The sequence below is a fragment of the Streptomyces nodosus genome (assembly GCF_008704995.1).
Classification (GTDB): domain Bacteria; phylum Actinomycetota; class Actinomycetes; order Streptomycetales; family Streptomycetaceae; genus Streptomyces; species Streptomyces nodosus.
This window is the reverse complement of the sequence record NZ_CP023747.1, coordinates 2329376-2355464: the sequence shown is the minus strand read 5'-3', so window position 1 is coordinate 2355464 and position 26089 is coordinate 2329376. Positions and strand designations below refer to the sequence as shown.

The window sequence follows — 26089 nt, the reverse complement described above, 5'->3', positions numbered from 1 at the left end:
GCAGGGAGGGAATCCGAACCCCGCTGTCACCGCGGCCGCCTCGTCACCCGTCGGCCCCGCCGCAAGTCCCCAGGACCCACCCCCCGTCACGCACCAAGGACGCCATGAGCCAGTACTCCACCGACCCGGCCCCGAACACCGCCCTCGCCACCGTCGCCCCGCATCGCGACTGGTGGCGCGACGCGGTGATCTACCAGGTCTATCCGCGCAGCTTCGCCGACAGCAACGGCGACGGCATGGGCGACCTGGAGGGCGTACGTTCCCGACTCCCGTATCTGCGCGACCTCGGCGTGGACGCCGTGTGGCTCAGCCCCTTCTACGCCTCGCCGCAGGCCGACGCCGGCTACGACGTCGCCGACTACCGTGCCGTCGACCCCATGTTCGGCACCCTCCTGGACGCCGACGCGCTGATCCGCGACGCCCGTGAGCTCGGGCTGCGCATCATCGTCGACCTCGTCCCCAACCACTCCTCCGACCAGCACGAGTGGTTCAAGCGGGCGCTCGCCGACGGCCCGGGCTCGCCGCTGCGGGAGCGCTACCACTTCCGCCCCGGCAAGGGCGAGCACGGTGAACTGCCGCCCAACGACTGGGAGTCCATCTTCGGCGGCCCCGCCTGGACCCGGGTCACCGAACCGGACGGCACACCCGGCGAGTGGTATCTGCATCTGTTCGCCCCGGAGCAGCCCGACTTCAACTGGGACCACCCGGCCGTCGGTGACGAGTTCCGCTCCATCCTGCGCTTCTGGCTCGACATGGGCGTCGACGGCTTCCGCATCGACGTGGCGCACGGCATGGTGAAGGCCGAGGGCCTGCCCGACCTGGGCGGCCACGACCAGCTCAAGCTGCTGGGCAACGATGTCATGCCGTTCTTCGACCAGGACGGCGTCCACGACATCTACCGTCAGTGGCGCACCATCCTCGACGAGTACGCGGGACGAGGTGAGGGCCCCGACGGATCCTCGTCGGAGGGACGGCGGGGCGAGCGCATCTTCGTCGCCGAGGCCTGGACCCCGACCGTCGAGCGCACCGCCAACTATGTGCGCCCCGACGAGCTGCACCAGGCCTTCAACTTCCAGTATCTGGGCACCTACTGGGACGCGGCCGAGCTGCGCGTCGTCATCGACCGCACCCTGGACGCCATGCGTCCCGTCGGCGCCCCGGCCACCTGGGTGCTGTCCAACCACGATGTGACCCGGCACGCCACCCGCTTCGGCAACGAGCCCGGCCTCGGCACCCAGATCCGCACCCCGGGCGACCGTGAACTGGGCCTGCGCCGGGCCCGCGCGGCCACCCTGCTGATGCTGGCGCTGCCCGGCTCGGCCTATCTCTACCAGGGCGAGGAACTGGGCCTGCCCGACGTCGTGGACCTCCCGGACGAGGTCCGCCAGGACCCGGCCTACTTCCGGGGCGAGGGCCAGGACGGCTTCCGTGACGGCTGCCGGGTGCCGATCCCGTGGACCCGCGGCGGCTCGTCGTACGGCTTCGGCAGCGGCGGCAGCTGGCTTCCGCAGCCGGAGGTCTGGGGTGAGCTGAGCGTGGAGGCGCAGCTGGGCGTGCCCGGTTCCACCCTGGAGCTGTACCGCACCGCGCTCGCCGTGCGGCGCGAGCAGCCCTCGCTCGGGGCCGGCGACCGGGTCGAGTGGCTGGATGCGCCCGAGGGTGTACTCGCCTTCCGCCGCGGCGAGTTCGTCTGCGTCGCCAACACCACGGGCGAGCCGGTCACCGTCCCGTCGTACGGCCGCCTTCTGGTCGCCAGCACGGAGGTGACCGTCGCCGACGGCGCGACCAGCGTGCCCGCGGACACCACGACGTGGTGGACCGCCTGACACCCCGGCCCACCACCCCGGCCCGCCGCTCCACCACGGGGCGGCGGGCCGCGGCGTGTCACCGGGGCGATGAGCCCCTGCCGGGCCGAGGGCGACGTGACACGGGCCGGTCCACCGAGGACGGTTGAGGTCTCACCGGGCCGGGTGAGGGTCGTTCCGCGGGGCGTCGCCGGGTGTCGGGGTTCCGCCGGGGACTGAGGCGGGTGTCGGACTCGCCGGGCCACCGGGGGCTGTCCGCGCCCCGGCCCACGGTGACACGTCCGCTGCCGGCCGTGCGCGAGGGACCCCCGCCCCGGCGTCGCCGGTCAGCCGCGTTCGAAGCAGTGGGCGCGGCCGACGGCGGAGAAGCCGCGGCGCTCGTACCAGTGCCGTGGCCAGTCCGCCGCGTCGGCGGTCAGGAACCGGGTGGTGCAGCCCTCGTCGGCGGCCAGGCGCAGGGCGGTGCTCAGGACGGCGTCGGCGTAACCGCGTCCGAGGTGGGCCTCGGCGGTGACCAGGTCCTCGATCTGGGCCGTGCCGGTCGCCGGGTCCGCATAGAGGTCGGCCCAGGAGGCGACCTCGCCCTCCTCGGTGCGGGCACCGAGGAACCGCACGATGTCCGCCCCGCGGCGACGGACCGCACGCCGCTCGACGAGCTGGTGCAGGACCTCGTCGTCGACCTCCGGGAGGAAGGACCGCCAGCGCCGGGTGAGCGGGGCGCGCAGCGCGTCGAGGTCCACCTCCTCCGCGCGCCCGCCGGTCGGTACGGGGCCCGAGTGCAGCATCACCAGATGGACGGAGTGGACGTATCCGGCCCGGGTCAGTGGCTCCGCGCACCCCTTGCCGACCTCGTCGTCCAGGACGGAGACCAGCCGGTACGGCAGATGGCCCAGCGCCTCCTCCAGGAGGGCGGGCAGTGCCTCGGGATCGACGGCCGTGCCGAGGACGACCTGGTTGTTCACGCGGGAGTGCGCCAACGCCTCGTCGTACACCGCGAACCCGCCCGGCAGATCGACGGTGCGCGCGGCCTGGCGGCGGGCGAAGGCCCGGACGAAGGAACTGATCCGCTGGAGCTCCGAGTTCGGCATGGGGGGAGCGTAGACAGCCGGGAACCACGGCCGCTCACGACATGTCGACGCCGAGCGGACGGCCCGTCACGATGGACGGTGCAAGTGCTTGCCGTGAATTTCAAGACTCTTGCTGAAAGCCTTTCGGCGGCGATACGGTCGCGCGGGCGCCCGGCGGTGTTGCCGATGCCGCGGCGTGGGGTCGAACCCCGATTGAGCTTTCATCGCAAGGAGTTCACGCCTGTGATACCGAGATGGCCGGCGCCCTGGACGCGCCGCACCCCAGGGGGCCGCGCACCGCGGACCGGACGCGTCGCGGTGGTGACCGCCGCCGCGCTCGCCGCCGCCCTGCTGCCGCCCCTCGCGGCCCGGGCCGCCGCACCGCCCGCGCCCCCGTCCGACGCCCGGCTCGCGGCCGAGCCCGCCCGGCACGACAGCACCCGCGAGCAGTTCTACTTCGTGATGCCGGACCGTTTCGCCAACGGTGACACCGCCAACGACCGCGGCGGGCTGACCGGTTCGCGCCTGACCACCGGCTATGACCCCACCGACAAGGGCTTCTACCAGGGCGGCGACCTCAAGGGCCTGACCAAGCGGCTCGACTACATCAAGGGCCTGGGCACCACGGCCGTCTGGCTGGCCCCGATCTTCAAGAACCGGCCCGTCCAGGGCACCGGCGACGAGGCCTCGGCCGGCTACCACGGCTACTGGATCACCGACTTCACCCGGGTCGACCCGCACTTCGGCACCAACGACGATCTGCGCACCCTCATCTCCACGGCGCACGCCAAGGGCATGAAGGTCTTCTTCGACGTCATCACCAACCACACCGCCGATGTCGTCGACTACCGGGAGAACTCCTACGGCTATCTCTCCAAGGGCGCCTTCCCGTATCTGACCAAGGACGGCAGGCCCTTCGACGACGCCGACTACGCCGACGGCTCCCGCCGCTTCCCGGCCGTCGACGCCCGCTCCTTCCCGCGCACCCCCGTCGTGCCCGCCGCGCAGCAGGACGTCAAGGTCCCCTCCTGGCTCAACGACCCGACGATGTACCACAACCGCGGCGACTCCACCTTCGCCGGTGAGTCCGCGGGCCACGGCGACTTCTCCGGTCTGGACGACCTGTGGACCGAGCGTCCCGAGGTCGTCGAGGGCATGGAGAAGATCTACCAGCGCTGGGTGGGGGACTTCGGCGTCGACGGCTTCCGGATCGACACCGTCAAGCATGTGAACATGGAGTTCTGGACGCAGTGGGCGACGGCGCTCGACGCCTATGCCGCCGCGCACGGCCGGAAGAACTTCTTCATGTTCGGCGAGGTCTATTCCTCCGACACCTCGGTCACCGCGCCCTATGTCACCCAGGGGCGCCTCGACGCCACGCTCGACTTCCCCTTCCAGGAGGCGGCCCGCCGGTACGCATCCCAGGGCGGCAGCGCGCGGAGTCTCGCCGATGTCTTCCGTGACGACTACAAGTACACGACCGACAAGGCCAACGCCTATGAGCAGGTCACCTTTCTCGGCAACCACGACATGGGGCGGATCGGGTACTTCCTCAAGCAGGACAACCCCGGGGCGTCCGGCGCCGCACTGCTGAAGAAGGACCGGCTGGCGAACGAACTGATGTTCCTCAGCCGCGGCAACCCGGTCGTCTACTACGGCGACGAGCAGGGCTTCACCGGCTCCGGCGGGGACAAGGACGCCCGCCAGACGATGTTCGCCTCCAGGGTCGCGGACTATCTGGACGACGACGAGATCGGCACCGACCGCACCCATGCGAGCGACGCCTACGACCCGGGCGCCCCGCTCTACCGGCAGATCAGCGCCCTGTCCAAGCTGCGGAAGGACAACCCCGCGCTGGCGGACGGGGTCCAGACCGAGCGCTACGCCGACGACGGCCCCGGCGTCTACGCCTTCTCCCGCACGGGGACCGACGGTACCGAGTACCTGGTCGCCTTCAACAACGCGGACGACAAGAAGACGGTCAGTTTCCCGACCGGATCGGCCGGAACGACGTTCCGCGGCATCCACGGGACGAACGACTCGGTGCGCAGCGACGCCGGGAAGCGGGTCACCGTCACCGTGCCCGCCGGATCCGCCGTCGTCCTCAAGGCCGCGGCCCGGCTCGGCTCCCCCGCCGCGAAGCCCACGATCACCCTCGGGGCTCCGGACGCGGGCGCCACCGGCACCGTGGAGATCTCGGCGAACGTCGGGGGCGGGCAGCTCAACCGGGTCGTCTTCGCCGCGCAGACCGGCAACGGGCCGTGGCGGACCCTCGGCTCCGCCGACCACGCCCCGTACAAGGTCACCCAGACCATCGGCACGGACGTACCGGCCGGAACCGCCCTGCGCTACAAGGCGGTCGTGATCGACTCGGCGGGCCGTACCGCGAGTGTCACGGCCGCCGGCACCACCGGCACCCCGCCCGCGCCGGAGGTCCCCACCGCCTCCTCCCGCGACCATGTGATCGTCCACTACCGGCGCGCCGACGGCGACTACGCCGACTGGGGCCTGTACGCCTGGGGCGACCTGGCCGAGGGCGAGGCCACGGACTGGCCCCGGAGCCACCCCTTCATCGGCCGTGACGCCTATGGCGCCTTCGCCTATGTCAAGCTCAAGCCGGGCGCCTTTGACGTCGGCTTCCTGGTCGTCGACAAGAACGGCACCAAGGACGTCTCCGCCGACCGCACCATCGATGTCACCGCGACCGGCGAGGTCTGGGTCGAGGAGGGCAAGGAGGCCGTCCGCACCGAGAGGCCGGCCGACGACTACCCGGCGCAGGGCACCACCAGGGCGGTCCTGCACTACCACCGCGCGGACGGCGTCTACGCCGGCTGGGGCCTCCATGTCTGGACCGGCGCCGCCGACCCCACCGACTGGTCCGCGCCCCTGAAGCCGGTGCGCACCGACGCCTACGGCGCGGTCTTCGAGGTGCCGCTCGCCGCGGGAGCCGAGGCTCTCAGCTACATCCTCCACAAGGGCGACGAGAAGGACCTCCCGTCCGACCAGTCGCTCGATCTCACGGCCCAGGGCCATGAGGTGTGGCTGCTGAACGGCGAGCAGAGCCCGCTGCTGCCCCAGCCCGCGGGTAACGCCGCCGCGCTGGACCTGAACACCTCCAAGGCCGTCTGGATCGACCGGAACACGGTCGCCTGGAACGGCGTCGAGGGCGCCGCCTCCACCCAGCTGCTCTCCTCCCACGACGGCTCGATCACCGTCCAGGACGGGACGCTCACCGGTGACGACGAGCGCTGGCTGCGCCTGACCAGGACCACGCTCACCGACGCCCAGAAGGCGAAGTTCCCGCATCTGAAGGACTATGCGGCCTGGTCCGTGGACCCGCGCGACCGCGACCGGGTGCGCGGGTCCCTCGGCGGACAGCTCGTGGCCTCCCAGCGGGCGGCCAATGGCGCGGTGCTGGCGGCCACCGGCGTCCAGATCGCCGGTGTTCTGGACGACCTGTACGACGCGACCGGGGCGGACCTCGGGCCGACCTTCCGGGGCGGCCGCCCCACGCTGGCCGTCTGGGCGCCGACCGCGCAGAAGGTGGCGCTGGAGCTCGGCGGGTCCACGGTCGCCATGAAGCGTGACGACCGCACCGGCGTCTGGTCCGTCACCGGGCCCGCGTCCTGGAAGAACAAGCCCTACCGCTATGCGGTGACGGTGTGGGCGCCCGGCGTCCGCAAGATCGTCACCAACAAGGTCACCGACCCCTATACGGTCGCCCTCACCACCGACTCGAAGCGGAGCCTGATCGTCGACCTCGACGACAGGTCCCTCGCCCCCGGCGGCTGGGCCACCCTGGCCAAGCCCCCGGCCGTGCCGCTCAGGGACGCGCAGATCCAGGAACTGCACGTCCGGGACTTCTCGGTGGCCGACCCGACGGTCCCCGCGAAGGACCGGGGCACCTATCTCGCCTTCACCGACAAGAACAGCGCCGGATCCCGGCATCTGCGGGAGCTGGCGAAGGCGGGCACCTCCTACGTCCATCTGCTGCCCGTGTTCGACATCGCGACCGTCCCCGAGAAGAAGTCCGAGCAGGCCACCCCCGGCTGCGACCTCGCCTCCTATGCCGCCGACTCCGAGAAGCAGCAGGAGTGCGTGGCCGCGACCGCCGCCGAGGACGCCTACAACTGGGGCTACGACCCGTACCACTACACGGTCCCGGAGGGCTCCTACGCCACCGACCCCGACGGCACCCGCCGCACGGTCGAGTTCCGCTCGATGGTCAAGGCGCTCAACGAGGACGGCCTCAGGGTCGTCATGGACGTCGTCTACAACCACACCGCGGCGAGCGGCCAGGCCGACACCTCCGTGCTCGACCGGATCGTGCCGGGCTACTACCAGCGGCTGCTCGCCGACGGCTCGGTGGCGAACAGCACCTGCTGTGCGGGCACCGCACCCGAGAACGCGATGATGGGCAAGCTGGTGGTGGACTCCCTCGTCACCTGGGCCAAGGAGTACAAGGTCGACGGCTTCCGCTTCGACTTGATGGGGCACCACCCCAAGGCCAACATCCTCGCTGTGCGCAAGGCCCTCGACGCCCTGACCCCGGCGAAGGACGGCGTCGACGGAAAGAAGATCATCCTCTATGGCGAGGGCTGGAACTTCGGCGAGGTCGCGGACGACGCCCGCTTTGTGCAGGCCACCCAGCAGAACATGGCCGGCACCGGCATCGCGACCTTCTCGGACCGGGCCCGTGACGCGGTGCGCGGCGGCGGCCCCTTCGACGACGACCCCGGCGTCCAGGGCTTCGCTTCCGGCCTCTTCACCGACCCCAACGGCTCCACGGCCAACGGCACCCCGGCCGAGCAGCGGGCCCGGCTGCTGCACTACCAGGACCTCGTCAAGGTCGGCCTGAGCGGCAGTCTCGCCGCGTACCGCTTCACCGGCACCGACGGCAAGGAGGTCACCGGCGCCCAGGTCGACTACAACGGCTCGCCCGCCGGCTACGCGGACGCCCCCGGGGACGCCCTCGCCTACGCCGACGCGCACGACAACGAGTCGCTGTTCGACGCCCTCGCCTTCAAGCTGCCCCAGGGCACCTCGGCGTCCGACCGGGCCCGTATGCAGGTGCTCGCCATGGCCACGGCCACCCTCTCGCAGGGTCCGTCCCTCTCCCAGGCCGGGTCCGACCTGCTGCGCTCCAAGTCGCTGGACCGCAACTCCTATGACAGCGGCGACTGGTTCAACGCCGTCCACTGGGACTGCCGGGACGGCAACGGCTTCGGGCGCGGACTGCCACCGGCGGCCGACAACCGGTCCAAGTGGGCCTATGCCAAGCCGTTGCTGACCTCCGTCGGGGTGGGATGCGAGCAGATCGACGGTGCCTCGGCCGCGTACCGGGACCTGCTGAGGATCCGCACCACCGAGCCGGTCTTCTCCCTCGCGACCGCCGGGCAGGTGCAGTCGAAGCTGTCCTTCCCGCTCTCCGGGAGGGCCGAGACGCCCGGCGTGATCACCATGGAGCTGGGTGATCTGGTCGTCGTCCTCAATGCGACACCGCAGCAGCAGGCGCAGACGGTCACCGCCCTCGCGGGGAAGGGCTATGCGCTGCACCCGGTGCAGGCTGCGGGCGCGGACCAGGTCGTCAAGGGCTCCTCGTACCGGGCCTCCTCCGGCACCTTCACCGTGCCGGCCCGCACCGTGGCGGTCTTCGCCCGCGGCACGCGGTAGCGGGATCAGAGGCGGTGGGGGCGGGCCCGGGACTCCGGGTCCGCCCCCACCGCGCCGTGCTCCGGGGAACCGGCGGGTCGTCGGACACCCCCTAGGCTGGGTGGTCCGTCGAGGACAACCGGAGAACAGGGGTTCCCATGCCGCAGATCACCATCGACTACTCCGCCGAGCTGGAGGACGCCTTCGACCGGCGCGGGTTCGCCCCGGCGCTGCACGCCGAGGTGGTCGAGATCGCGGCCGCGCGCATCGAGGCGTGCAAGACGCGGTTCCGCCGCATCGAGGACACCACGGTCGGCGCGGACCCCGAGGGGCATGCGATCGTGCACATCGCCCTGGGGCTGATGGCCGGACGCACCGAGGAGACCAAGGCCCGGCTCACCGAGGCGGCCGTGGAGCTGCTGCGGCAGTATGTGAAGCCCGCCGAGGGGCTGGTGCTGCACGCGTCCGCGGAGGTGCGGGACCTCGATCCCTCCTACCGCAAGTTCGAGGGCTGACGGCCGTCAGGCCAGGGCGATCAGCCGGGCGACCAGGTCGCCGAAGGGCCCGTGGCCCGGCTCGTCCCGCAGGGCGGCGCGCAGCAGTTCCGCCATCTCGGCGTCGTGTGCGGCGCTCACCGCCGCCAGCGCCGCGAAGTCGTGCACCAACTGCACCTCCAGCTCACGGCGCGGTATCCGTCGGCCCTCCAGCCAGATCAGCGCCGTCGCCTCGACCAGCGAGATCCAGGAGCGGATCACCAGTTCGAGCCGGGCGGGCGGGTCCTGGACCCTCAGATGCGAAAGGATCTGGACATAGGCGGCCTGGCGCACCGAGTCGATCAAGGCATTGGCCCGTGAGGAGCCGACGGCCGGACCGCCGCGCATCAGCGCCGAGAAACCGGGACCGTGGCTGTCCACGAAGTCGAAGAACCGATGCATCACCCGCAGCAGCCGCGCCCCCAGCGGACCTTCCCGCGGTTCCGTGAACCGGTCCGCCAGATCCTCCGAGGCACGCGTCAACGCAGCCTCGTAGAGGCTGAGTTTGCCGGGGAAGTAGTGATAGACCAAGGGCCGCGAGATACCGGCGGCCGACGCGATCTCGTCGATGGAGACCTCGTCGGGGGAGCGCCGGCTGAACAGTTCGAGCGCGACGCCGATCAACTGCTGCCGCCGCTCGTCGACTCCCATACGGCGGCGCACCCCGGTTGCCATGCGAACACTTTACCGATTGATTCCGGCCTCGAACGGGCCGGACCCGCCAGGGGTGTTCACCCGCAGCGCACAGGTTTCCCGATGGGTGCGCGGGGTCCTGACAGCTGCCGTCCCTGCCCGTGCGGTGCCCGGCTCAGCGCAACCCCTTGACCGTCCCGCCGTCCGCCACCGTGCCGTCGAGCCGGGCCCGGGCTCCCTGCTTCGTCCGCACCGTCAGCAGATTCCCGTGTGCCGAACCGTCGACCCCGTCGGACGCCCTGATCGAGGTGACGTCCTCGTTCCCCGCGGCGAGCAGATACCAGGCACCCCCCGCCGACTTCCACAGCACACCCGCCAGCACATGGGGATCCCTGGTGCCGCACGCGGTCACGTCCTCGGCCTCGGCCGCCACCGCGCCGTACCGGCCGCCGGGGGTGTGGAACTGCGCCAGCACCCGCGTCCCGCCGCCCCGCCAGGTGTCCGCCCGGGTGCACACCCAGGTCGCCGCCCCGGAGGCGTCGGGCAGGTCCTGGCGCGCGTACTCCCAGGCGTTCACGGACCGCACGCCCCCCGACCGCACCGCCGCGAGCGAGCAGGCGAACGGCGACCAGGTGCGCAGCTCCGCGGCCCCGGACGCCTCCCGCGGCGCCGTCGGTGAACCCACGGTGAGATGAGCGGGCGTCAGCTCCCCGAGGTCGGTGAGCAGATGGGTGCCCGCACCGTCGGTGAGCTCCAGCGCATGCCAGGACGAGCACGATCCGTTCCGGTCGGCCGGACCGGTGGCCAGCGGCGCCGTCACACCCTTCGAGGGGCCCAGGTCCGATGCCTCGGAGGAGGGCTCGACCAGGTCACGCCCGGCCGCCCTGGTCACCCAGGGCGCCGTGAGATAGCGGACATCGCCGTCGGCGCGGGCCAGCACCACGGCGTCCGCCTCGGCGCCGCTCGCCCCGTCGACCCGGGCGAAGTCGAGCGCGGCACCGCCGGTGCCGTCCGCCGGCTCGGCATAGCGCGCGAGGCGCAGACCGTCGTAGAAGATCACCACATGTGCGGCGTCCGCCCGGCCGGCGTAGAGCAGCTGCGGCGGTCCGGCCGGGGCGCCCGAGGGGGTGCCCGGGGTCGCCGAGACCTGCACGGACCGGCCCGGCCGCGCCCAGGCGGCGAGCGCCCGGCGCAGCAGCGCCCGGTCACCGGTGAGGTCGCCGCGCGCGGGCCACACGGAGAAGTCGGTGCGCGCCGAGGTCTTCCATGCGGTGGCCGGGACCATGGTCACCCTGGCCGGATCCAGGGCGGCCTGGTTCTGTTCCGAGAAGGGCGCGGCGCCGCCGTCCGGACCCCAGCCCCCGCCGGACAGCGCGAGCAGCGCGCCGCACACCGTGACGGCCGCGGCTGCGGCGAGCGCGGCCCCGGCGTACCGTCGGCGCCGCACCGGATCGGTCGGCCGTGCCCGCAGCGCACAGGGGTCGAACGCGGGGGAGCGGAGCAGCGCGTCCTGCCCGGGCACCCGGGCGGCCTCGCGTACGGCTGCCGCCGGGTCCGGCACACCCGCCGTGGTGAGCAGCCCCCGCACGGCGTCCTCGGAGAGCCCCTCCAGGGTGTGCAGGGCACAGGCGGCGCGGGCCGGTGCGGAGAGCGCCGACAGCCGCCGGTCCAGAGCGAGTTCCTCGCCGCCGCCCGGGAACGGCAGCAGCCTCAGGCCCCACACCCGGGGCAGCAGCGGCGGCAGCTGTGACCGCTTCGGCCAGGCCGTGCGCCGCCGTGGCCCGGCCGCCTCCAGCGCCGTACGCACCACCTTCAGCCGCAGCGAGGCATACCCGCCGTCGCCGCTTCCGGCGGCCCGCCCGCTCTCGGCTCCGCGTGAGCGGTGCGACCCTCGGGCGCGGGCACGCCCCTGGGCGGGGAGCAGGGACACGGAGGGGCGCTCGCGGGGCAGCGCCCGCTGGGTGAGGGCGTGCGCGAGCAGCACCCGCCGGTCGCGCCCGAGGCCCGGCGGCAGGATCAGATGGGCGATCCGGACCAGCCGGGGATAGTGCCCGTCGAGCGCGGCTTCGGCCCGCTCGGCGTCGACTGCCCTCCCGGAGGCCGAAGTAGGGTGCGGGGCGACATCCTGTGACTGCACATCGTGCCAACGAGCGAGACCGCGGTCGGTCACCTCGCGACGGTCCCGCGCCCTTTGCCCGGCGGCCGATGCTCCGGATCCACCGGCAGACGTCATACGTCGAGGGCGTGATCCAGGGGGCGGCCGGGGACTCCGTTTGAGCACGGGAGGCGTCGCAGCCGTAGGGAAGGGCGGGACCCTGACGGGGCTCCTGGCGGTACGGCCGGAACGACCGGAGGAATACATGAGGTGGACGCGCGAGAAGCTGACGGCCGGTGCGGTCGTCGCCCTGCTGACCCTGAGCGGCTGCGCCGGATCGGGCGGGTCGGACGGGGCGGGCGGCTCCCGGGCCGAGGTGCCGGCGACCGCGACCGGCAGCCTGGAGCACCTTGCGGCGGATGTGAAGTGCACGCCCGACATCCAGACGGACGCCGACGAGATCCGCCAGGGCCTGTGCAAGAACACCTACGGTGAGTTCGTCCTCGCGACCTTCGCCACCGACCGCGGCCAGCGCGAGTGGATCAACGACGCCAAGGACTACGGCGGTCACTATCTGGTGGGCCGCAAGTGGGTCGCCGTCGGCGAGGACAAGGTGGTCGAGGCGCTGCGCGGCACGCTCGGCGGCGATGTGGAGGTGGGCACCGACCACAGCGCCCACGCAGGTCACGGCGGCTGAGCCGCGGCGGGCGGCGCACGACGAAGGCCGGTGGCGGGATCTCCCGCCACCGGCCTCCTTCTTGTCTCACCGGCTCAGTGCGTCACCGGGTGTCCACCGGGCGCCTCACTTGCAGGCGCGGCCGGAGTTGAGACAGTTGGCGATCTTGTTCGCCAGGTTGCCCTTCGTCACGGCGATGAAGTCGTCGTGATCGGTGTGCGCCTTGTGCAGCTGCTCCGGGAAACCGTCCACCGCATAGGCGTTCTTCACCACGCCGTCCTGGACGGACGGCCGGGGCACGTTGTAGACCAGGCGCATCGTGAGCTGGGGGATCGCCTTGAAACCGCTCGGGCAGTTGCCGGCTTTGTCGGCGAAGGCCACATGGGTGCGGTGGTTGGCGCTGTCGGTGTTCTGCCCGTCCCAGCAGCTCTGGAAGGCGAACGTACGGACCATCTGGCTGCCCCGCGGGCAGATCGGGTACTGCTCGGTCAGCTGGACCTTGTTCTCGAAGCCGGTGCAGCTCCAGTGCGCGTTGGCGTTCGCCAGGCCGTTGGTGGTGGTCTTGGCGTCACCGGTGATGATGCGCAGGAACTGCGGCATCGCGACGACCTTGCCCGTCGGGCTGCCGACGTACTTGATCTGGGCCTGTACGGGCTTCAGGATCCGGCCGACATTGCCCTCCTTGCCACCGCCGTCCGCGTCCTGGTCGAAGTCCTGGGTGCCGTCCTGGACCCGGACCACCGGCCAGTAGTAGGCCGACAGGTCGTCCTTGTTCTGGCAGCTGGTGCCGCCGTCGAGGAAGGTGTCGTTGCCCGCGAACGCGTCGATCTTCTGGTTGCCGACGTAGTCGTGCAGATGGTGGGCGCCGTTGGCCACGCCCGGCGCCACGATCACATTGTCGGTGTTGTGGTTGCCGTTGGCGTTCACACCGCAGCGCGTGGTGAAGGTGCCGGTGGAGGCGTTGCGGTTCTTCCGCGGCTTCGCGGCGACGTTGCGCTGGACCTTGGTGATGTCCACGAAGTCCGCCGCCACCGGCCCGTTTCCGGCCTGACCGCCGATGACCTGCTGACCGTCGTCCTGGCCGCCGCCGTTGTCCTGACCACCGTTGTTCTGGTCGTCCTGCTGGCCGCCGTCCTGCTGACCGTCGTCGCTCTGACCACCGTCGCCCTGGCCGCCGTCGTCCGGGCCTGCGTCGGTCGTCCCGGTGGCCGGGGTGCCGGTGCAGCCGGCGAGGGCGTCCATGTCGGTGGGGGCCTTGCCGCCCGCCCGGTTGATCTCCAGGGTGATGCGGTCGAGGATCACCTTCCGGCGGTCCTTCAGCGGCTGGAGGATGGAGTTCTGGACGAAGCTCGCATCCTTGCCCTGCGCGTCCCGGGTGGTCGCCAGTCGCTGATAGGCGTCGGTGATCTGCTGGTCCAGGGTGGCCAGTTCACCGTCGACCTCGACACGGGCCTGATCCGGCACGCTGGTCAGCGACTGCCCCACGTCCGGGCACGAGATGGTCGCGACCTGCGCACTCACGGCCTGCGCCTGGGTGCCTGCCGCATTGCTGTCCGACTCGTCCGCGGATGCGTAGAAGTTTGCCCAGACCAGCCCGCCCCCGCCGAGTGCTAGGGCAGCCGAGGCGGCCACGGCCTTGGCTGCCAGCGGCATACGGCGTTTACGTGTGTTGCGTCCCATGGAACTCCTCTGACTTCCTTTCGGGGCGGAGGCGCCCGACAGGGTGAAGCGGGTGCCCTCTCATACGGAGGAGGCCCATGAGGCGTTCAGAAAGCTCCGAAAAACTTGGGGCGGGTTCGACGACCGTTCATGAATCGCCGTCGGAACGCGCCCTGTTCGTCCCCTCGGCGATCACCCGTTCCCAGGTGACGAGTTGGGTGGCGAACGCGGTGTCGGACCGGCCCTGCGCCACCCCCGGACGGGGGCCATCGGCAGCCGGGGGCGGCGGGGCGGGCGTCAGCGGCCGGTGGGCGGCGCGTACTTGTAGCCCACGCGCCGCACCGTCTGGATCGATGTGCGGTGCTCGGCGCCGAGCTTGCGCCGCAGCCGGGCGACATGGACGTCCACGGTGCGCCCGTCCCCGACGTGTCCATAGCCCCACACGGTGGTCACCAACTGGTCGCGGGTGTGCACCCGGTGCGGGTGCGCCACCAGATGGGCCAGCAGTTCGAACTCCAGATACGTCAGATCCAGCGGCCGCCCGTCCACCTCGGCGGCCCGTCGTGCGGTGTCGATCCGGATGAGCGGGGCGCCGTCGCGGTCCTGGTGCGCCTCGGCGCCGTGCGCGCCGGCTGGCCCGACCGGCGGGAACGGCGCCTGTCCGTCGGCCGGGACGAGCACCAGATAGCCGATCATCGGAGGCCGGCCCGGCAGCCGGGGCAAGGCGTGCTGGGGCGCCGGAAGCCAGGTGGCACCCGGCGGCAGGAAGTCCGTGACATCGACGGTCTCGCCCGGGTCGACGGCGCGCAGCCGGAAGCGGGGGGAGCCGTCCGCGGGCGCGGCCGGGGTGTCGAGGGGAGCGGTCGGAAGAGAACGAGTCGTCGCCATGAGAGGTCAGCTCTTTCGCGCGAGAAGTCCGTCAGGGGGACCGACGACCGACGAGTTCGTGGTCGGGGCCGTCGGGGACGTACGTCTTACGCGCTGGCCGAAGGCCGGGATGTACGGCTTTAGAGGGCCCGCGCGTTCCTCGTGCGACAACACACCCGGTCGAAGTCATGGTGCTGACGGGAGGGCCAGAAGGGCTCGAGGTCCTGATGACCCGTCGCGCTGTACTTCCGGAAGCCTGCCATGCCTCCATTGAAGCAGACACGCCGGTTCGGCATCAGGTTCCTCTCACAGGACGGACGCTCCCCGGCCACCGGGGAACGCCTCCGGGGGGAGGCACAGGAACGCTCCCGAGCGCCGCCGCGCTGCGCTCGGGAGCGTACGGGACCGCCGCTCACGGCTGCGAGCGGTGGAAGTCCCGGGGCGCCGGCCTCAGCCCACCTTCTCGATCAGGGCCCGGCGGATCAGGAACTTACCGGGCTCACGGACCTCTTCGAAGGCCGCGTCGTTGAGCAGCACACAGCTTCCGGAGACCGAGGTGACGGTGACCGTGGTCACCTTGTCGTTGTCCAGGTTGGTGACCCTCAGCTTCGTCCCCGACGGGAACTGGTTGCTGGACGCGGCCGGGGCGCCGCCCTCACCGGAGAGCGTCACCGTGGAGCCCTGGCAGACCTGCTGAGCCGAGGCGTCCGCGCCGTTCCCGGTGCTGCCCGCGTCGTCCGAGGGCGCCGTCGTCTCCGAGGCGGGCTGTGTGGCCTGGGAGTCCTGAGCCGCCCCCCCGGCCTGCGCACCGCCGCCGTTCTGCGCCGAGCCGTCCGCCCGGATGGACTCCCCGACCTGGCAGCCGGACGCCTCCTGCTTGCGCTTGATCTCGGCGACGACCTCCTCCCGGTTGGCGATCCGCGCCGCCGACTGGGCGTCCGGGGCGGCCCGCTGCTCGGCGATGAACGACTCGTTGTTGCCGAGCGCGGTGGCGAGCCCCTGGCACACCACCGAGGTGGCGGCGTTCTCCACATTGGCCGCGTTCGAGTTCGCCGCGAAGGCGAACGCCCCACCGCCGGCCACGGCGACGGCACCGGCCAGCAGTGCGATCTTCTTCCTGGAACTGAGAGTTCTCCTGCGCGACATACGCGCCTCCTGTCCCCGGCCGCCCTCACCGACGGCCGGACGCGATGGGTACGCCGCTAGGTACGGGCCGCCGGACGGAGTTACTCATCGGTCACACCGGTTGCCCGAGTGACCCGCCTCACAGGGGAGTCGGTGGCCGACGCGAGGACGTGCCCCGCACCGCCCCTTCCGGGTCGTCGGCGACAGGGGTCACGGACCTGTTCAAATCCCTTGCAGCCAGCGGCTTTTGTCAGTGCTTGGCGGTAAAATGGAAGCACTGTTCGAGGAAGTTGCCGGGGCTTCCCGGGGGCTTTCCGACCGCGACAGGAGGATGCCTGTGCCCGCTGCCGCAACCAAGCCGAAGCCGACTCAGTCCACCGCCCGCAGACCCGTGCCGCTGGATCTGCCGTACGCCCCGGTGGCCAAACGGCCGCTCCCGCGGGGGCGGGAGCGCGAGTGGTACGTCACGCACAACCGGCGCCTCAAGGCGATGCGTCTGGCGATCGCCCTGCTCGACTCCGGGGTGTACACGCCGCGCCAGGCGCGCGACGAGACGATACGGAGCACCGCCGCGCGGATCGGGGTGCACCCGCCGTCGGACACGACCTGCCGGATGGTGCGCGCGCTGATGTGCGACCACCACTGAGGCCCGGCCCGGGCGCCCCGTCCAGGGGCGCCCGGAGGCCCGGCCCCGACGGCTCCCGCACTCAGCCGTCCGAAGGGTCGGACAACTGCTTCTCCAGCGGCGTCCGGAAGCGGGGTGTGACCCGGGTGCCGCCCAGCCATGAGGAGAGCCGGGACGCCTCCGCACCGATCAGCGCGCGCTCCTCGCGGCCGAGGCCCTCCGGCGCCGGCAGATGCCACACCACCTCGCCGTCCGGTCGCTGGGCCCAGCCCCCGACCACCCGTCCGTTCCACCACACCGTCGGGCCCACATTGCCGCTGCGGTCGAACAGGGCCGGACGCAGATCGGGAGAGAGATACCAGTCACGCTCCTGCCAGCCCATCGCCGTGGGGTCCAGGGCGGGGAGCAGGGCCGCCCAGGGCTCGTCCCGGGGCACCACCGGTTCCTCGTCGCCGGCCGTCACATACCCCGTCGCCCCGCCGTCGAGAGTCACGGGTACCGCGTCGATCGCGGCCAGCGCCCGGCGTACATCCGTGACCCGCCAGCCCGTCCACCACTTGAGGTCCGCCTCCGTGGCCGGTCCGCAGGCCGCCAACCAGTGGCGCAGCAGCTTCTCCTGGGCCTCGGCGGGCGGCAGCTCGGGATGGGGCGGGGCGACCGCCCAGCGGAACTGCGACGAGGTCCATGTGCCCAGGGGGCGGCCGCGCACCACCCGGCCCTCGACGCCCAGCACCCGCATCAGCCGCGAGGACACCGTGTGCGGGGCCTGGTAGCTCTTGCCCGCCCCATAGATGAACTGCTCCTTCAGACGCGGTTCGTCCAGAGCGAGTTCGCTGACCGTGGCCTGGCCGCGCCGGGCCAGCGCGGCCAGCGCCGAGGCCTCCACCTCCGCGAGCCACTCCGCCGTGAGACGGCCGTCGCTCCCGGCCGCCATGTTCTTGATCAGCCCGGCCCGCGCTTTCACCGCGATCGCCAGTCCCGTCGAGGCGTGCACCACGGCCGCCAGCCCGGTCGGGAACACGAACACGGTGTGCCGCATGCCGTGCATCCGCACCAGCGTCCGGTCCTCGTACAGCGCCCGCTCGACCTCCGCCACGGTGCTGCCCGCGTCCGCGAGCCGCGCCGCGACCGCCAGATGGACGGTGGCCGGGTCCGTGCCGTGCAGCGCGACCAGTGATCCGGCGACCTCCTCGGGCGTCGCCGCCCGCGCCGGAGCGGTCAGCCGGTGCCGCAGTGCGAGCCGGTCCCGGCGCTCCGCCACTCCGATGTGCCGCTGCCGCCCGCCCATGCCGCCTCCTGAGCCCCCGGTTCGCCCGGACGCGCGCTACGTACCGCCGGCCGCTCGGACCCCGTCCGTCAGCACCGCGTCCACGAAGAGCGTACGGTCCTCGGGGTGGTCGCGGAACCAGAGGCCCAGGGCATGGTCCGCGTCGGGGAGGTCGAGACGGGTGAACGCGGCGCGCGCGGTGAGCGCCGCCGCGATCGCCGTGGTCACCGCCCCCGGGATCACCGCGTCCGTCCCCGGCACCGCCAGTACCGCGCGGCCCTCGTAGGCCCGCAGCGCCTCCAGCGCGGGAGCCGAGCGCCAGCTCTCCGGGGTACGGAGGATCCGGGTGAAGCGGCCGGTTCCGTCGCCGAACGGGACGGTCCATGCCGCCGCCGCGTACACCGCGGGAGCGCACAGCCCGATGGCCACCACGCGCCGCCCGTAGTGCCGGGCGAGATCCGCGACGGTCTGCCCGCTCATGCTGAAGCCGACCAGGACCAGCGGGCCGTCCGCCGGGGCCCGCGCGTCGATCACGCCGACCGCCTGTTCGAAGCGCCTTTGCAGGCTCAGCTCGGCCGTCCGGCCCGTGCTGGCGCCGTGCCCGGAGAAGTCGAAGGCCAGCCCGTGACAGCCGCGGGCGACGAAGTCCTCCAGGAGCGGCAGCAGCCGACGCGTGCTGCCGGTGCCCGCCCCGTGCAGGACGACCGCGGTGGCCGCGCCCGGCCGGGCGCCGTCGCCGTACACACCGCTCAGCTGCTCACCGGCGGGAGCGACCGCAGCGGGCGGCCCGGAGACCCGGGGGAGTTCCTGTGCGTCGTACGAGAAGGAGGAGAGTCGGCTCATGCGCCCATTCACGCACGGCGGGGGCCGCGCCGGTGCGGGTTCCGCCGGGTTCCCGGTGCACCGGAAGGGGTCACAGGCCGGGGGCGCCCCAGATCGGGAACCAGCGGCCGAGGTCCTGCTCGATCCGCAGATCGTCGGCGAGCACCGCCTTGATCTGCAGTTCCAGCGGGTTGTCGCGCCGTTCGCCCTGCTCGGCGAGCGGCGCGAAGGGGTAGAAGGTGCCGCGCTTGTAGAGATACACCAGGGCCAGCCGCCGCCCGCGCCCGTCCTCGAAGCAGGCCGTCGAACACAGCAGCTGCGGTCCGAAACCGTTGACCTCCATCGCGCTGTTCACCGCGTGCAGATCGTTGACCAGCGCGGTCAGCTGCTCGGGCGTACGGCGGGACACCAGCCAGGAGTACCCGTAGTCGTCCCGTTGCAGCTCGACGGGCGGTCCGGTGCGGTCGGTGTCCGCGTCGAGGAGCGCCTGCACCTCGCGGTTGGTCTCGGCGAAGGCACCGCCCTCGACGGTGGCGAAGCAGACCGCTCCGGTCCCGGTCGGGGTGAACCCGGCCGCGGCCTCCAGCGTGATCGCCGCCGAGGGCAGGGCGAAGAGCTGGTCGAGGTCGGGCGCCACGGGCTTGGTGCGACCGAACAGGATGTCGAGGAATCCCATCTGCGCTCAGCCCGCCTTTCCCGGCGCCGCCGCCTCGCCCAGTTCCGTGGAGATACGGGCGAGCTGCTCGAGCCGCTGCTCCAGGGTCGGGTGGGTGGAGAAGAGACGGGACAGGCCCGGCTCGGCGCCGAAGGCGGGGGTGAAGTAGAAGGCGTTGAAGGCCTGTGCGGTGCGCAGGTCCCGCGTCGGGATACGGGAGATGTCCCCGGTGACCTTGGTCAGCGCGGAGGCCAGCACCGAGGGACGCCCGGTCAGATGGGCGGCCGCCCGGTCGGCGGCCAGCTCCCGGTACCGGGACAGCGCCCGGATCAGCAGGAAGCTGATCGCGTAGACGAGCGCCGAGACCCCCATGACGGCGCCCAGCACGACCACCGTGTTCTGGTCCCTGCGGCCCCGCCCGAAGAGCTCCGAGTAGAAGGCGAACCGGACGACCAGCCCCGCGATCACCCCGAGGAACGACGCCACCGTGATCACCGCGACGTCCTTGTGGGCGACGTGGGACAGTTCGTGCGCGAGCACACCCTCCAGCTCGTCCGGCTCCAGCCGCCGCAACAGCCCGGTGGTCACACACACCACGGCGTGATCGGGATTGCGTCCGGTGGCGAACGCGTTCGGCATGTCCATACCGGACACGGCGACGAGCGGTTTGGGCATGTCCGCCACGGCACACAGCCGGTCGATCACCCCGTGCAGCTGCGGGTACTCCTCCCGCTCCACGATCCGCCCGTGCATCGCGTAGAGCGCGATCCGGTCCGAGAACCAGTACTGCGCGCCCAGCGCCAGCGCCGCGATCACGACGACCAGCACCCAGGACTTCAGCAACGCGATCAACGCGGCGACGAACGCCACATACAGCAAACCGAGCAGGAACAGCGTGACCGTCATCCGCACGGTCAGCCGCCGATCGCTCCGGAACCGGCTCCGCATCTGCATCACCCCGCAGTACCCGTCAGTAAGGCACTCGTCCCACCCCCATTGTGCTCCCATCCCCACCCATGAGCCGGTCCCGAACGCCTCCACGATGGGCAAAGAGTCTCCCTGGAGCCCTCCTTCGGGGCCGCAGGACGCGACGGAGCCCCCGCCACCAGGGTGACGGGGGCTCCACGGGAGCACCGGGCCGGAGAACGAGGCCGGCCGGGCCGGCTCACACGTCGAAGTAGAGCTCGAACTCGTGCGGGTGCGGACGCAGCTGCAGAGGGGCGATCTCGGTGGTGCGCTTGAGGTCGACCCAGGTCTCGATCAGGTCCGGGGTGAAGACGTCGCCCTGGAGAAGGAACTCGTGGTCCTCCTCGAGGGCGTCGAGGACGGCCTCGAGCGAGGTCGGGACCTGCGCCACATTGGCGTGCTCCTCGGGAGCCAGCTCATAGAGGTCCTTGTCGATCGGCTCGGCCGGCTCGATCTTGTTCTTGACGCCGTCCAGGCCCGCGAGCAGCAGGGCGGAGAACGCCAGATAGGGGTTGCCGGAGGCGTCGGGCGCGCGGAACTCGACACGCTTGGCCTTCGGGTTGGAGCCCGTGATCGGGATACGCATCGCCGCGGACCGGTTGCGCTGCGAGTACACCAGGTTGACCGGCGCCTCGAAGCCCGGCACCAGGCGGTGGTAGGAGTTCACCGTCGGGTTGGTGAAGGCCAGCAGCGCCGGGGCGTGCTTGAGGATGCCGCCGATGTAGTAGCGGGCCATGTCCGAGAGGCCCGCGTAACCGGCCTCGTCGTAGAACAGCGGGTCGCCGTTGCTCCACAGCGACTGGTGGACATGCATGCCCGAACCGTTGTCGCCGAAGATCGGCTTCGGCATGAAGGTCGCGGTCTTGCCGTTGCGCCAGGCGACGTTCTTCACGATGTACTTGAAGAGCTGGAGGTCGTCGGCGGCGGCGAGCAGCGTGTTGAACTTGTAGTTGATCTCGGCCTGGCCCGCGGTGCCCACCTCGTGATGCTGGCGCTCGACCTTCAGGCCGTTCCGGTCCAGCTCCAGAGAGATCTCGGCGCGCAGATCGGCGAAGTGGTCGACCGGCGGGACCGGGAAGTAGCCGCCCTTGTAACGGACCTTGTACCCACGGTTGTCCTCGACGGCGCCCGTGTTCCAGGCGCCGGCCTCGGAGTCGATGTGGTAGAAGGACTCGTTCGCGCTGGTGGCGAAGCGGACGCTGTCGAAGACGTAGAACTCGGCCTCGGGCCCGAAGTACGCCGTGTCGGCGATCCCGGTGGAGGCGAGATAGGCCTCGGCCTTCTTCGCCACGTTCCGCGGGTCACGGGAGTACTGCTCGCCCGTGATCGGGTCGTGGATGAAGAAGTTGATGTTCAGCGTCTTGTCGCGGCGGAAGGGGTCGACCCGGGCGGTCGCCAGGTCCGCGCGCAGCGCCATGTCGGACTCGTGAATGGCCTGGAAGCCGCGGATCGAGGATCCGTCGAAGGCCAGCTCCTCGTCCGGGTCGAACGCCTCGACGGGCACCGTGAAGTGCTGCATGACGCCCGGCAGGTCGCAGAAACGGATGTCGACGAACTTGACGTCCTCGTCCGCGATGAACTTCTTGGTTTCGTCGGCGTTCTGGAACATCCAGCCCTCCTGCTCCCGACCGTCCGTGCCGGGATGGTAGTTCGTTGGTGCGGCCAGTTCGGTGGCGCGCTCCAGCCGACCATAAAGACGAGGGATTTCCCGGGCGTGACCCGTTTGTTTCTCCCAGGTTAACCGGCGCGTGTCCGGAAGACCCCTCCTCCCTGGAGCCGGAAGCGGGCGCAGTACCGTGGACGGGTGGACAACAGGCAAGCAATCGGATCGTGGCTCTCCGGTCCCCGCGCGGCCATCGAGGAGGCCGGGGCGGACCTCGGACACCGGGGAGAGCAGCTCGGTCTTCCACAGGAGGGGCCGGGCTCGATCGCCCGCCCGGGCCGGCGCATCGGAGCCCTCGCCGTCGACTGGGGGCTGTGCCTCTTGATCGCATACGGCCTGCTGAGCGACGGATACGACCAGGCGACCGGGAACTGGGCCCTGCTCGTCTTCTTCGTGCTCAGCATCCTGACGGTCGGCACCGTCGGGTTCACCCCCGGCAAGCGACTGTTCGGGTTGCGGGTGGTGGCGGTGGACACCGGCCGGGTCGCCCCGCTGCGCGTCCTGGCCCGCACGGTCCTGCTCTGCCTGGCCGTTCCGGCGCTGATCTGGGACCGCGACGGCAGGGGCCTGCACGACCGGGTGGCGAGGACGGTCGAGGTCCGCATCTGACACACCCGAGGTCCGTTTCATCTGAGACACCCCGGGAACACAGCCGGGCACACCCGGGAAAAGCCGAGGGCCCGGGGAACCGTCCAGGTTCCCCGGGCCCGACCGTTCGGCGAGCGTGGTCGCGGTGTCACCGCATACGGCCGCCCTTGGGCATCCGCATCCCCTTCGGCAGCGGACCCTTCGGCAGGGGCATGTTGCTCATCAGGTCGCCCATCGCCCGCAGCCGGTCGTTGGTCGCGGTCACCTGGGGGCCGGACAGCACCCGGGGGAACTTCAGCATCGTGGTACGCAGCTTCTTCAGCTGGGTCTGGCCCTCGCCCGTGCCGACGAGCACATCGTGCACCGGTACGTCGGCGACGACCCTGGCCATCCGCTTCTTCTCGGCGGCCAGCAGGCTCTTGACCCGGTTGGGGTTGCCCTCCGCGACCAGCACGATGCCGGCCTTGCCGACCGCGCGGTGCACCACGTCCTGGCTGCGGTTCATCGCGACCGCCGGAGTGGTGGTCCAGCCCCGGCCGATGTTGTCCAGGACGGCCGCGGCGGCGCCCGGCTGGCCCTCCATCTGGCCGAAGGCGGCCCGTTCCGCCCGGCGTCCGAAGACGATCGCCGTCGCGAGGAAGGCGAGCAGGAGGCCCAGGATGCCGAGATAGATGGGGTGACCGATCAAGAAACCGATCGCGAGGAAGACACCGAAGGTGACGATTCCGACAGCCGCGAGTACAAGACCGATTTTCGGGTCGGCCTTGCGGGTCATCTTGTAGGTCAGGACGATCTGTTTCAGTCGCCCGGCGTTCGCAGCGTCCGCTGCCGGTTCCTTCCTCGCCATGGCACGAAGTCTACGTGGCCCGGGAAGCGGCGACGACGGCAGTGCCGCGATGGGGCGGCGGGACCGCTCCGGGGGCTGCCTGCGGCGGTCAGGAGCCCGATGCCGCGCTCTCCAGGACACGCTGCGCCTCGACGCGGTCCTTGGCACGGCGGCGGTCCTCCAGAACGGAGTTCCAGGCGTTGCGGCGGGCGGTCTGCTGACCGCCGCTCAGGATCAGGGACTCGATGGCACGGAGTGCACCGGCGAACGACGGAATGGCGGTGGCGCGCACGGGAGCGGCCTGCAGCATGGAGGTTCCCCCTCGGATCGGGTGGCTCTCGATCAGGGTCGTACAGAACGTGGTACCAGGCTCACTGTTCGGTGTTACCAGGGCGTGACCGGGCGGTCAAACGCCCGTGAAGCCTTGATACGGGGGCCGCAAAGCCGGACGCGGCCCCGACGCGTCCCTCAGCTGCGGGGACGGGCGGAGCCGCGTCGTTCCGGTCGTTCCCGGGTGGTGGGCGCCTGTGCGCGGATTCACACCCGGGAACTGGCACCCGGTGCCAGTTCCCGTGCGGAGGCCGGATCGTCAGACGGCCTGCGAGGCGACGGGCGCGGCCTCCTGCTGCGCGGCGCCCGCGTGGCGCTGGTCCATCGCCATCCGGTACAGACGGCCCGCGCGGTACGAGGAGCGCACCAGCGGGCCGGACATGACACCGGAGAAGCCGATCTGCTCGGCCTCCTCCTTCAGCTCCACGAACTCCTGCGGCTTCACCCAGCGCTCCACCGGGTGGTGGCGGACGCTCGGGCGCAGGTACTGGGTGATGGTGACCAGCTCGCAGCCGGCCTCGTGCAGCTGGCGCAGCGCCTCGACGACCTCCTCGCGGGTCTCGCCCATGCCGAGGATCAGGTTCGACTTGGTGACCAGGCCGTAGTCGCGGGCGGCGGTGATGACCTTCAGAGAGCGCTCGTAGCGGAAGCCGGGGCGGATCCGCTTGAAGATCCGCGGGACCGTCTCGACGTTGTGCGCGAAGACCTCGGGCCGGGAGGAGAAGACCTCCTCCAACTGCTCGGGGATCGCGTTGAAGTCGGGGGCGAGGAGCTCGACCTTGGTGTGTCCGCCCTCGCGGCCGGCGGTCTGCCGGTGGATCTGGCGCACGGTCTCGGCGTAGAGCCAGGCGCCGCCGTCCTCGAGGTCGTCGCGGGCGACACCGGTGATGGTGGCGTAGTTCAGGTCCATGGTGACCACCGACTCGCCCACCCGGCGGGGCTCGTCGCGGTCGAGCGCCTCGGGCTTGCCGGTGTCGATCTGGCAGAAGTCGCAGCGCCGGGTGCACTGGTCGCCGCCGATGAGGAAGGTGGCCTCGCGGTCCTCCCAGCACTCATAGATGTTCGGGCAGCCGGCCTCCTGGCAGACCGTGTGCAGTCCCTCGCTCTTCACGAGGTTCTGCATCTTGGTGTACTCGGGACCCATTTTCGCCCGGGTCTTGATCCACTCGGGCTTGCGCTCGATGGGGGTCTGGCTGTTGCGGACCTCCAGGCGCAGCATCTTGCGTCCGTCGGGTGCGACTGCGGACACATCGGCTCCCTGTAGCTTCGATTCTTCGGCGTACACCAGGGTACGCCCGTGTTTTATTGGGTTCTTCCGGGGAGGCCAACCGCTGGGAACCCCGGTTCCTTCCCGGGCTGCCGGGCGCGCTCCGGTGGAGTGGATCTCATCCGTCCGGGCGGCCCCGTTCCCGTCAGGCGGTCGCCCTGTCGACGACGCGCGGCTTCAGCTCCGCGTTCTCCAGTACGTCCTTCAGATGCCGTTCCGCCACCGGCAGCACCTCCGCGATCGTGACCTCGCGGCCCAGCTCGTTCGCCAGGGAGGTGACGCCCGCGTCCCGGATACCGCACGGGATGATCTTGTCGAACCAGGCGTTGTCCGGGTTCACATTGAGCGCGAAGCCGTGCATCGTGACGCCCTTGGCGACGCGGATGCCGATCGCCGCGATCTTGCGGTCCTCGCCGCGCTGGCCCGCGTTGGAGGGCGCGTACTCGGGGCCGTTCAGCCGGGGGTCGAACTCCTCGTCGTTCAGCCGGGGGTCGAAGTCCAGGGAGAGGCCGCCGAGCGAGGGGCGCTGTGCCACCGGGTCCCCGAGCACCCACACACCGCTGCGGCCCTCGACCCGGGTGGTCTCCAGGCCGAACTCGGCGCAGACGCGGATCAGGGCGTCCTCGAGCCGGCGCACATGGGCGACGACATCGACGGGGCGGGGGAGCTTCTGGATGGGATAGCCCACCAGCTGGCCCGGGCCGTGCCAGGTGATCTTGCCGCCGCGGTCCACGTCGATCACCGGCGTGCCGTCCAGGGGCCGCTCCTCGTCCGCGGTGCGCCGTCCGGCCGTGTAGACCGGGGGGTGCTCCAGCAGCAGACAGGTGTCCGGGATCTCGTCCGCGAAGCGGGCGGCGTGCACCCGGCGCTGTTCGTCCCATGCCTGCTGGTACTCGACGGCCTCCGCCCCGAACCCCATCCGGACGAACCGCAGCTCACTCACGGCAAGCGCCTCCCTAGAAGCTTTC

The 26089-nt window shown here is 71.4% G+C and carries 21 protein-coding genes; 6 read left to right on the top strand and 15 right to left on the bottom strand.

The window, feature by feature from the left end:
• The first annotated feature begins 104 nt into the window (after nt 1–104).
• Nucleotides 105–1826 carry a glycoside hydrolase family 13 protein gene (locus tag CP978_RS10705; protein WP_043439797.1) on the top strand — a complete coding sequence of 574 codons (1722 nt, stop codon included), beginning with the start codon at nt 105–107 and terminating at the stop codon, nt 1824–1826.
• Between the two features lie 305 nt (nt 1827–2131).
• On the opposite strand, the gene CP978_RS10700 is transcribed toward CP978_RS10705, so the two are convergent.
• Nucleotides 2132–2893, bottom strand: a complete 762-nt coding sequence (locus CP978_RS10700; protein WP_043439795.1) for a GNAT family N-acetyltransferase — start codon at nt 2891–2893, stop codon at nt 2132–2134.
• A gap of 222 nt (nt 2894–3115) precedes the next feature.
• Between CP978_RS10700 and pulA the strand changes: the two genes are divergently transcribed.
• Nucleotides 3116–8545 carry a pullulanase-type alpha-1,6-glucosidase gene (pulA, locus tag CP978_RS10695; RefSeq protein WP_150478195.1) on the top strand — a complete coding sequence of 1810 codons (5430 nt, stop codon included), beginning with the start codon at nt 3116–3118 and terminating at the stop codon, nt 8543–8545.
• 137 nt (nt 8546–8682) lie between these two features.
• Complete coding sequence (locus CP978_RS10690; protein ID WP_043439794.1) at nt 8683–9039, top strand: 5-carboxymethyl-2-hydroxymuconate Delta-isomerase; 357 nt, start codon at nt 8683–8685, stop codon at nt 9037–9039.
• Between the two features lie 6 nt (nt 9040–9045).
• On the opposite strand, the gene CP978_RS10685 is transcribed toward CP978_RS10690, so the two are convergent.
• Nucleotides 9046–9732 (bottom strand): TetR/AcrR family transcriptional regulator, encoded by a 687-nt coding sequence (locus CP978_RS10685; protein WP_107070379.1) that lies wholly within the window; start codon nt 9730–9732, stop codon nt 9046–9048.
• 133 nt (nt 9733–9865) lie between these two features.
• Nucleotides 9866–11827 carry a hypothetical protein gene (locus CP978_RS10680; RefSeq protein WP_043448386.1) on the bottom strand — a complete coding sequence of 654 codons (1962 nt, stop codon included), beginning with the start codon at nt 11825–11827 and terminating at the stop codon, nt 9866–9868.
• A gap of 223 nt (nt 11828–12050) precedes the next feature.
• Between CP978_RS10680 and CP978_RS10675 the strand changes: the two genes are divergently transcribed.
• On the top strand, nt 12051–12482 hold the full coding sequence (locus tag CP978_RS10675; protein WP_043439789.1) for a hypothetical protein: 432 nt from the start codon (nt 12051–12053) through the stop codon (nt 12480–12482).
• 105 nt (nt 12483–12587) lie between these two features.
• Here the strand turns inward: CP978_RS10675 and CP978_RS10670 are convergent, their stop codons facing one another.
• From CP978_RS10670 to CP978_RS10660, 3 genes are all read right to left on the bottom strand, one after another.
• On the bottom strand, nt 12588–14141 hold the full coding sequence (locus CP978_RS10670; protein ID WP_043439786.1) for a DUF1996 domain-containing protein: 1554 nt from the start codon (nt 14139–14141) through the stop codon (nt 12588–12590).
• A 276-nt stretch (nt 14142–14417) separates the two neighbouring features.
• Complete coding sequence (locus tag CP978_RS10665; RefSeq protein ID WP_043439782.1) at nt 14418–15008, bottom strand: winged helix-turn-helix domain-containing protein; 591 nt, start codon at nt 15006–15008, stop codon at nt 14418–14420.
• 429 nt (nt 15009–15437) lie between these two features.
• Nucleotides 15438–16133: a hypothetical protein gene (locus CP978_RS10660; RefSeq protein ID WP_043439780.1), complete on the bottom strand. Its 696-nt coding sequence runs from the start codon at nt 16131–16133 to the stop codon at nt 15438–15440.
• Between the two features lie 316 nt (nt 16134–16449).
• Between CP978_RS10660 and CP978_RS10655 the strand changes: the two genes are divergently transcribed.
• Nucleotides 16450–16758 (top strand): hypothetical protein, encoded by a 309-nt coding sequence (locus CP978_RS10655; protein WP_043439778.1) that lies wholly within the window; start codon nt 16450–16452, stop codon nt 16756–16758.
• A gap of 61 nt (nt 16759–16819) precedes the next feature.
• Here CP978_RS10655 and CP978_RS10650 read toward each other — a convergent pair whose 3' ends face one another.
• The 5 genes from CP978_RS10650 to glnA all read right to left on the bottom strand — a co-directional run bounded on the left by CP978_RS10650 (nt 16820) and on the right by glnA (nt 22056).
• Complete coding sequence (locus CP978_RS10650; protein ID WP_043439775.1) at nt 16820–18025, bottom strand: winged helix DNA-binding domain-containing protein; 1206 nt, start codon at nt 18023–18025, stop codon at nt 16820–16822.
• A gap of 36 nt (nt 18026–18061) precedes the next feature.
• Nucleotides 18062–18847, bottom strand: coding sequence for an alpha/beta hydrolase (locus CP978_RS10645; RefSeq protein ID WP_043439772.1), 786 nt, complete (start codon nt 18845–18847; stop codon nt 18062–18064).
• 70 nt (nt 18848–18917) lie between these two features.
• Nucleotides 18918–19502 (bottom strand): PspA-associated protein PspAB, encoded by a 585-nt coding sequence (gene pspAB, locus CP978_RS10640; RefSeq protein WP_043439769.1) that lies wholly within the window; start codon nt 19500–19502, stop codon nt 18918–18920.
• A gap of 6 nt (nt 19503–19508) precedes the next feature.
• Nucleotides 19509–20429 (bottom strand): zinc metalloprotease HtpX, encoded by a 921-nt coding sequence (htpX, locus tag CP978_RS10635; protein WP_043448384.1) that lies wholly within the window; start codon nt 20427–20429, stop codon nt 19509–19511.
• Between the two features lie 217 nt (nt 20430–20646).
• Complete coding sequence (gene glnA / locus CP978_RS10630) at nt 20647–22056, bottom strand: type I glutamate--ammonia ligase (protein ID WP_043439766.1); 1410 nt, start codon at nt 22054–22056, stop codon at nt 20647–20649.
• Between the two features lie 195 nt (nt 22057–22251).
• Here glnA and CP978_RS10625 point away from each other — a divergent pair, with 195 nt between their 5' ends.
• Nucleotides 22252–22719 carry an RDD family protein gene (locus CP978_RS10625; RefSeq protein ID WP_043439764.1) on the top strand — a complete coding sequence of 156 codons (468 nt, stop codon included), beginning with the start codon at nt 22252–22254 and terminating at the stop codon, nt 22717–22719.
• A 127-nt stretch (nt 22720–22846) separates the two neighbouring features.
• On the opposite strand, the gene CP978_RS10620 is transcribed toward CP978_RS10625, so the two are convergent.
• The 4 genes from CP978_RS10620 to lipB all read right to left on the bottom strand — a co-directional run bounded on the left by CP978_RS10620 (nt 22847) and on the right by lipB (nt 26064).
• Nucleotides 22847–23545 carry a DUF4191 domain-containing protein gene (locus CP978_RS10620; RefSeq protein WP_043439761.1) on the bottom strand — a complete coding sequence of 233 codons (699 nt, stop codon included), beginning with the start codon at nt 23543–23545 and terminating at the stop codon, nt 22847–22849.
• Nucleotides 23546–23633: 88 nt separating this feature from the next.
• Nucleotides 23634–23831 (bottom strand): SCO2195 family GlnR-regulated protein, encoded by a 198-nt coding sequence (locus CP978_RS10615; protein WP_043448383.1) that lies wholly within the window; start codon nt 23829–23831, stop codon nt 23634–23636.
• Nucleotides 23832–24113: 282 nt separating this feature from the next.
• Complete coding sequence (gene lipA / locus CP978_RS10610; RefSeq protein ID WP_043439759.1) at nt 24114–25103, bottom strand: lipoyl synthase; 990 nt, start codon at nt 25101–25103, stop codon at nt 24114–24116.
• 163 nt (nt 25104–25266) lie between these two features.
• Nucleotides 25267–26064, bottom strand: coding sequence for a lipoyl(octanoyl) transferase LipB (gene lipB, locus CP978_RS10605; protein WP_043439757.1), 798 nt, complete (start codon nt 26062–26064; stop codon nt 25267–25269).
• Nucleotides 26065–26089 lie beyond the last annotated feature (25 nt).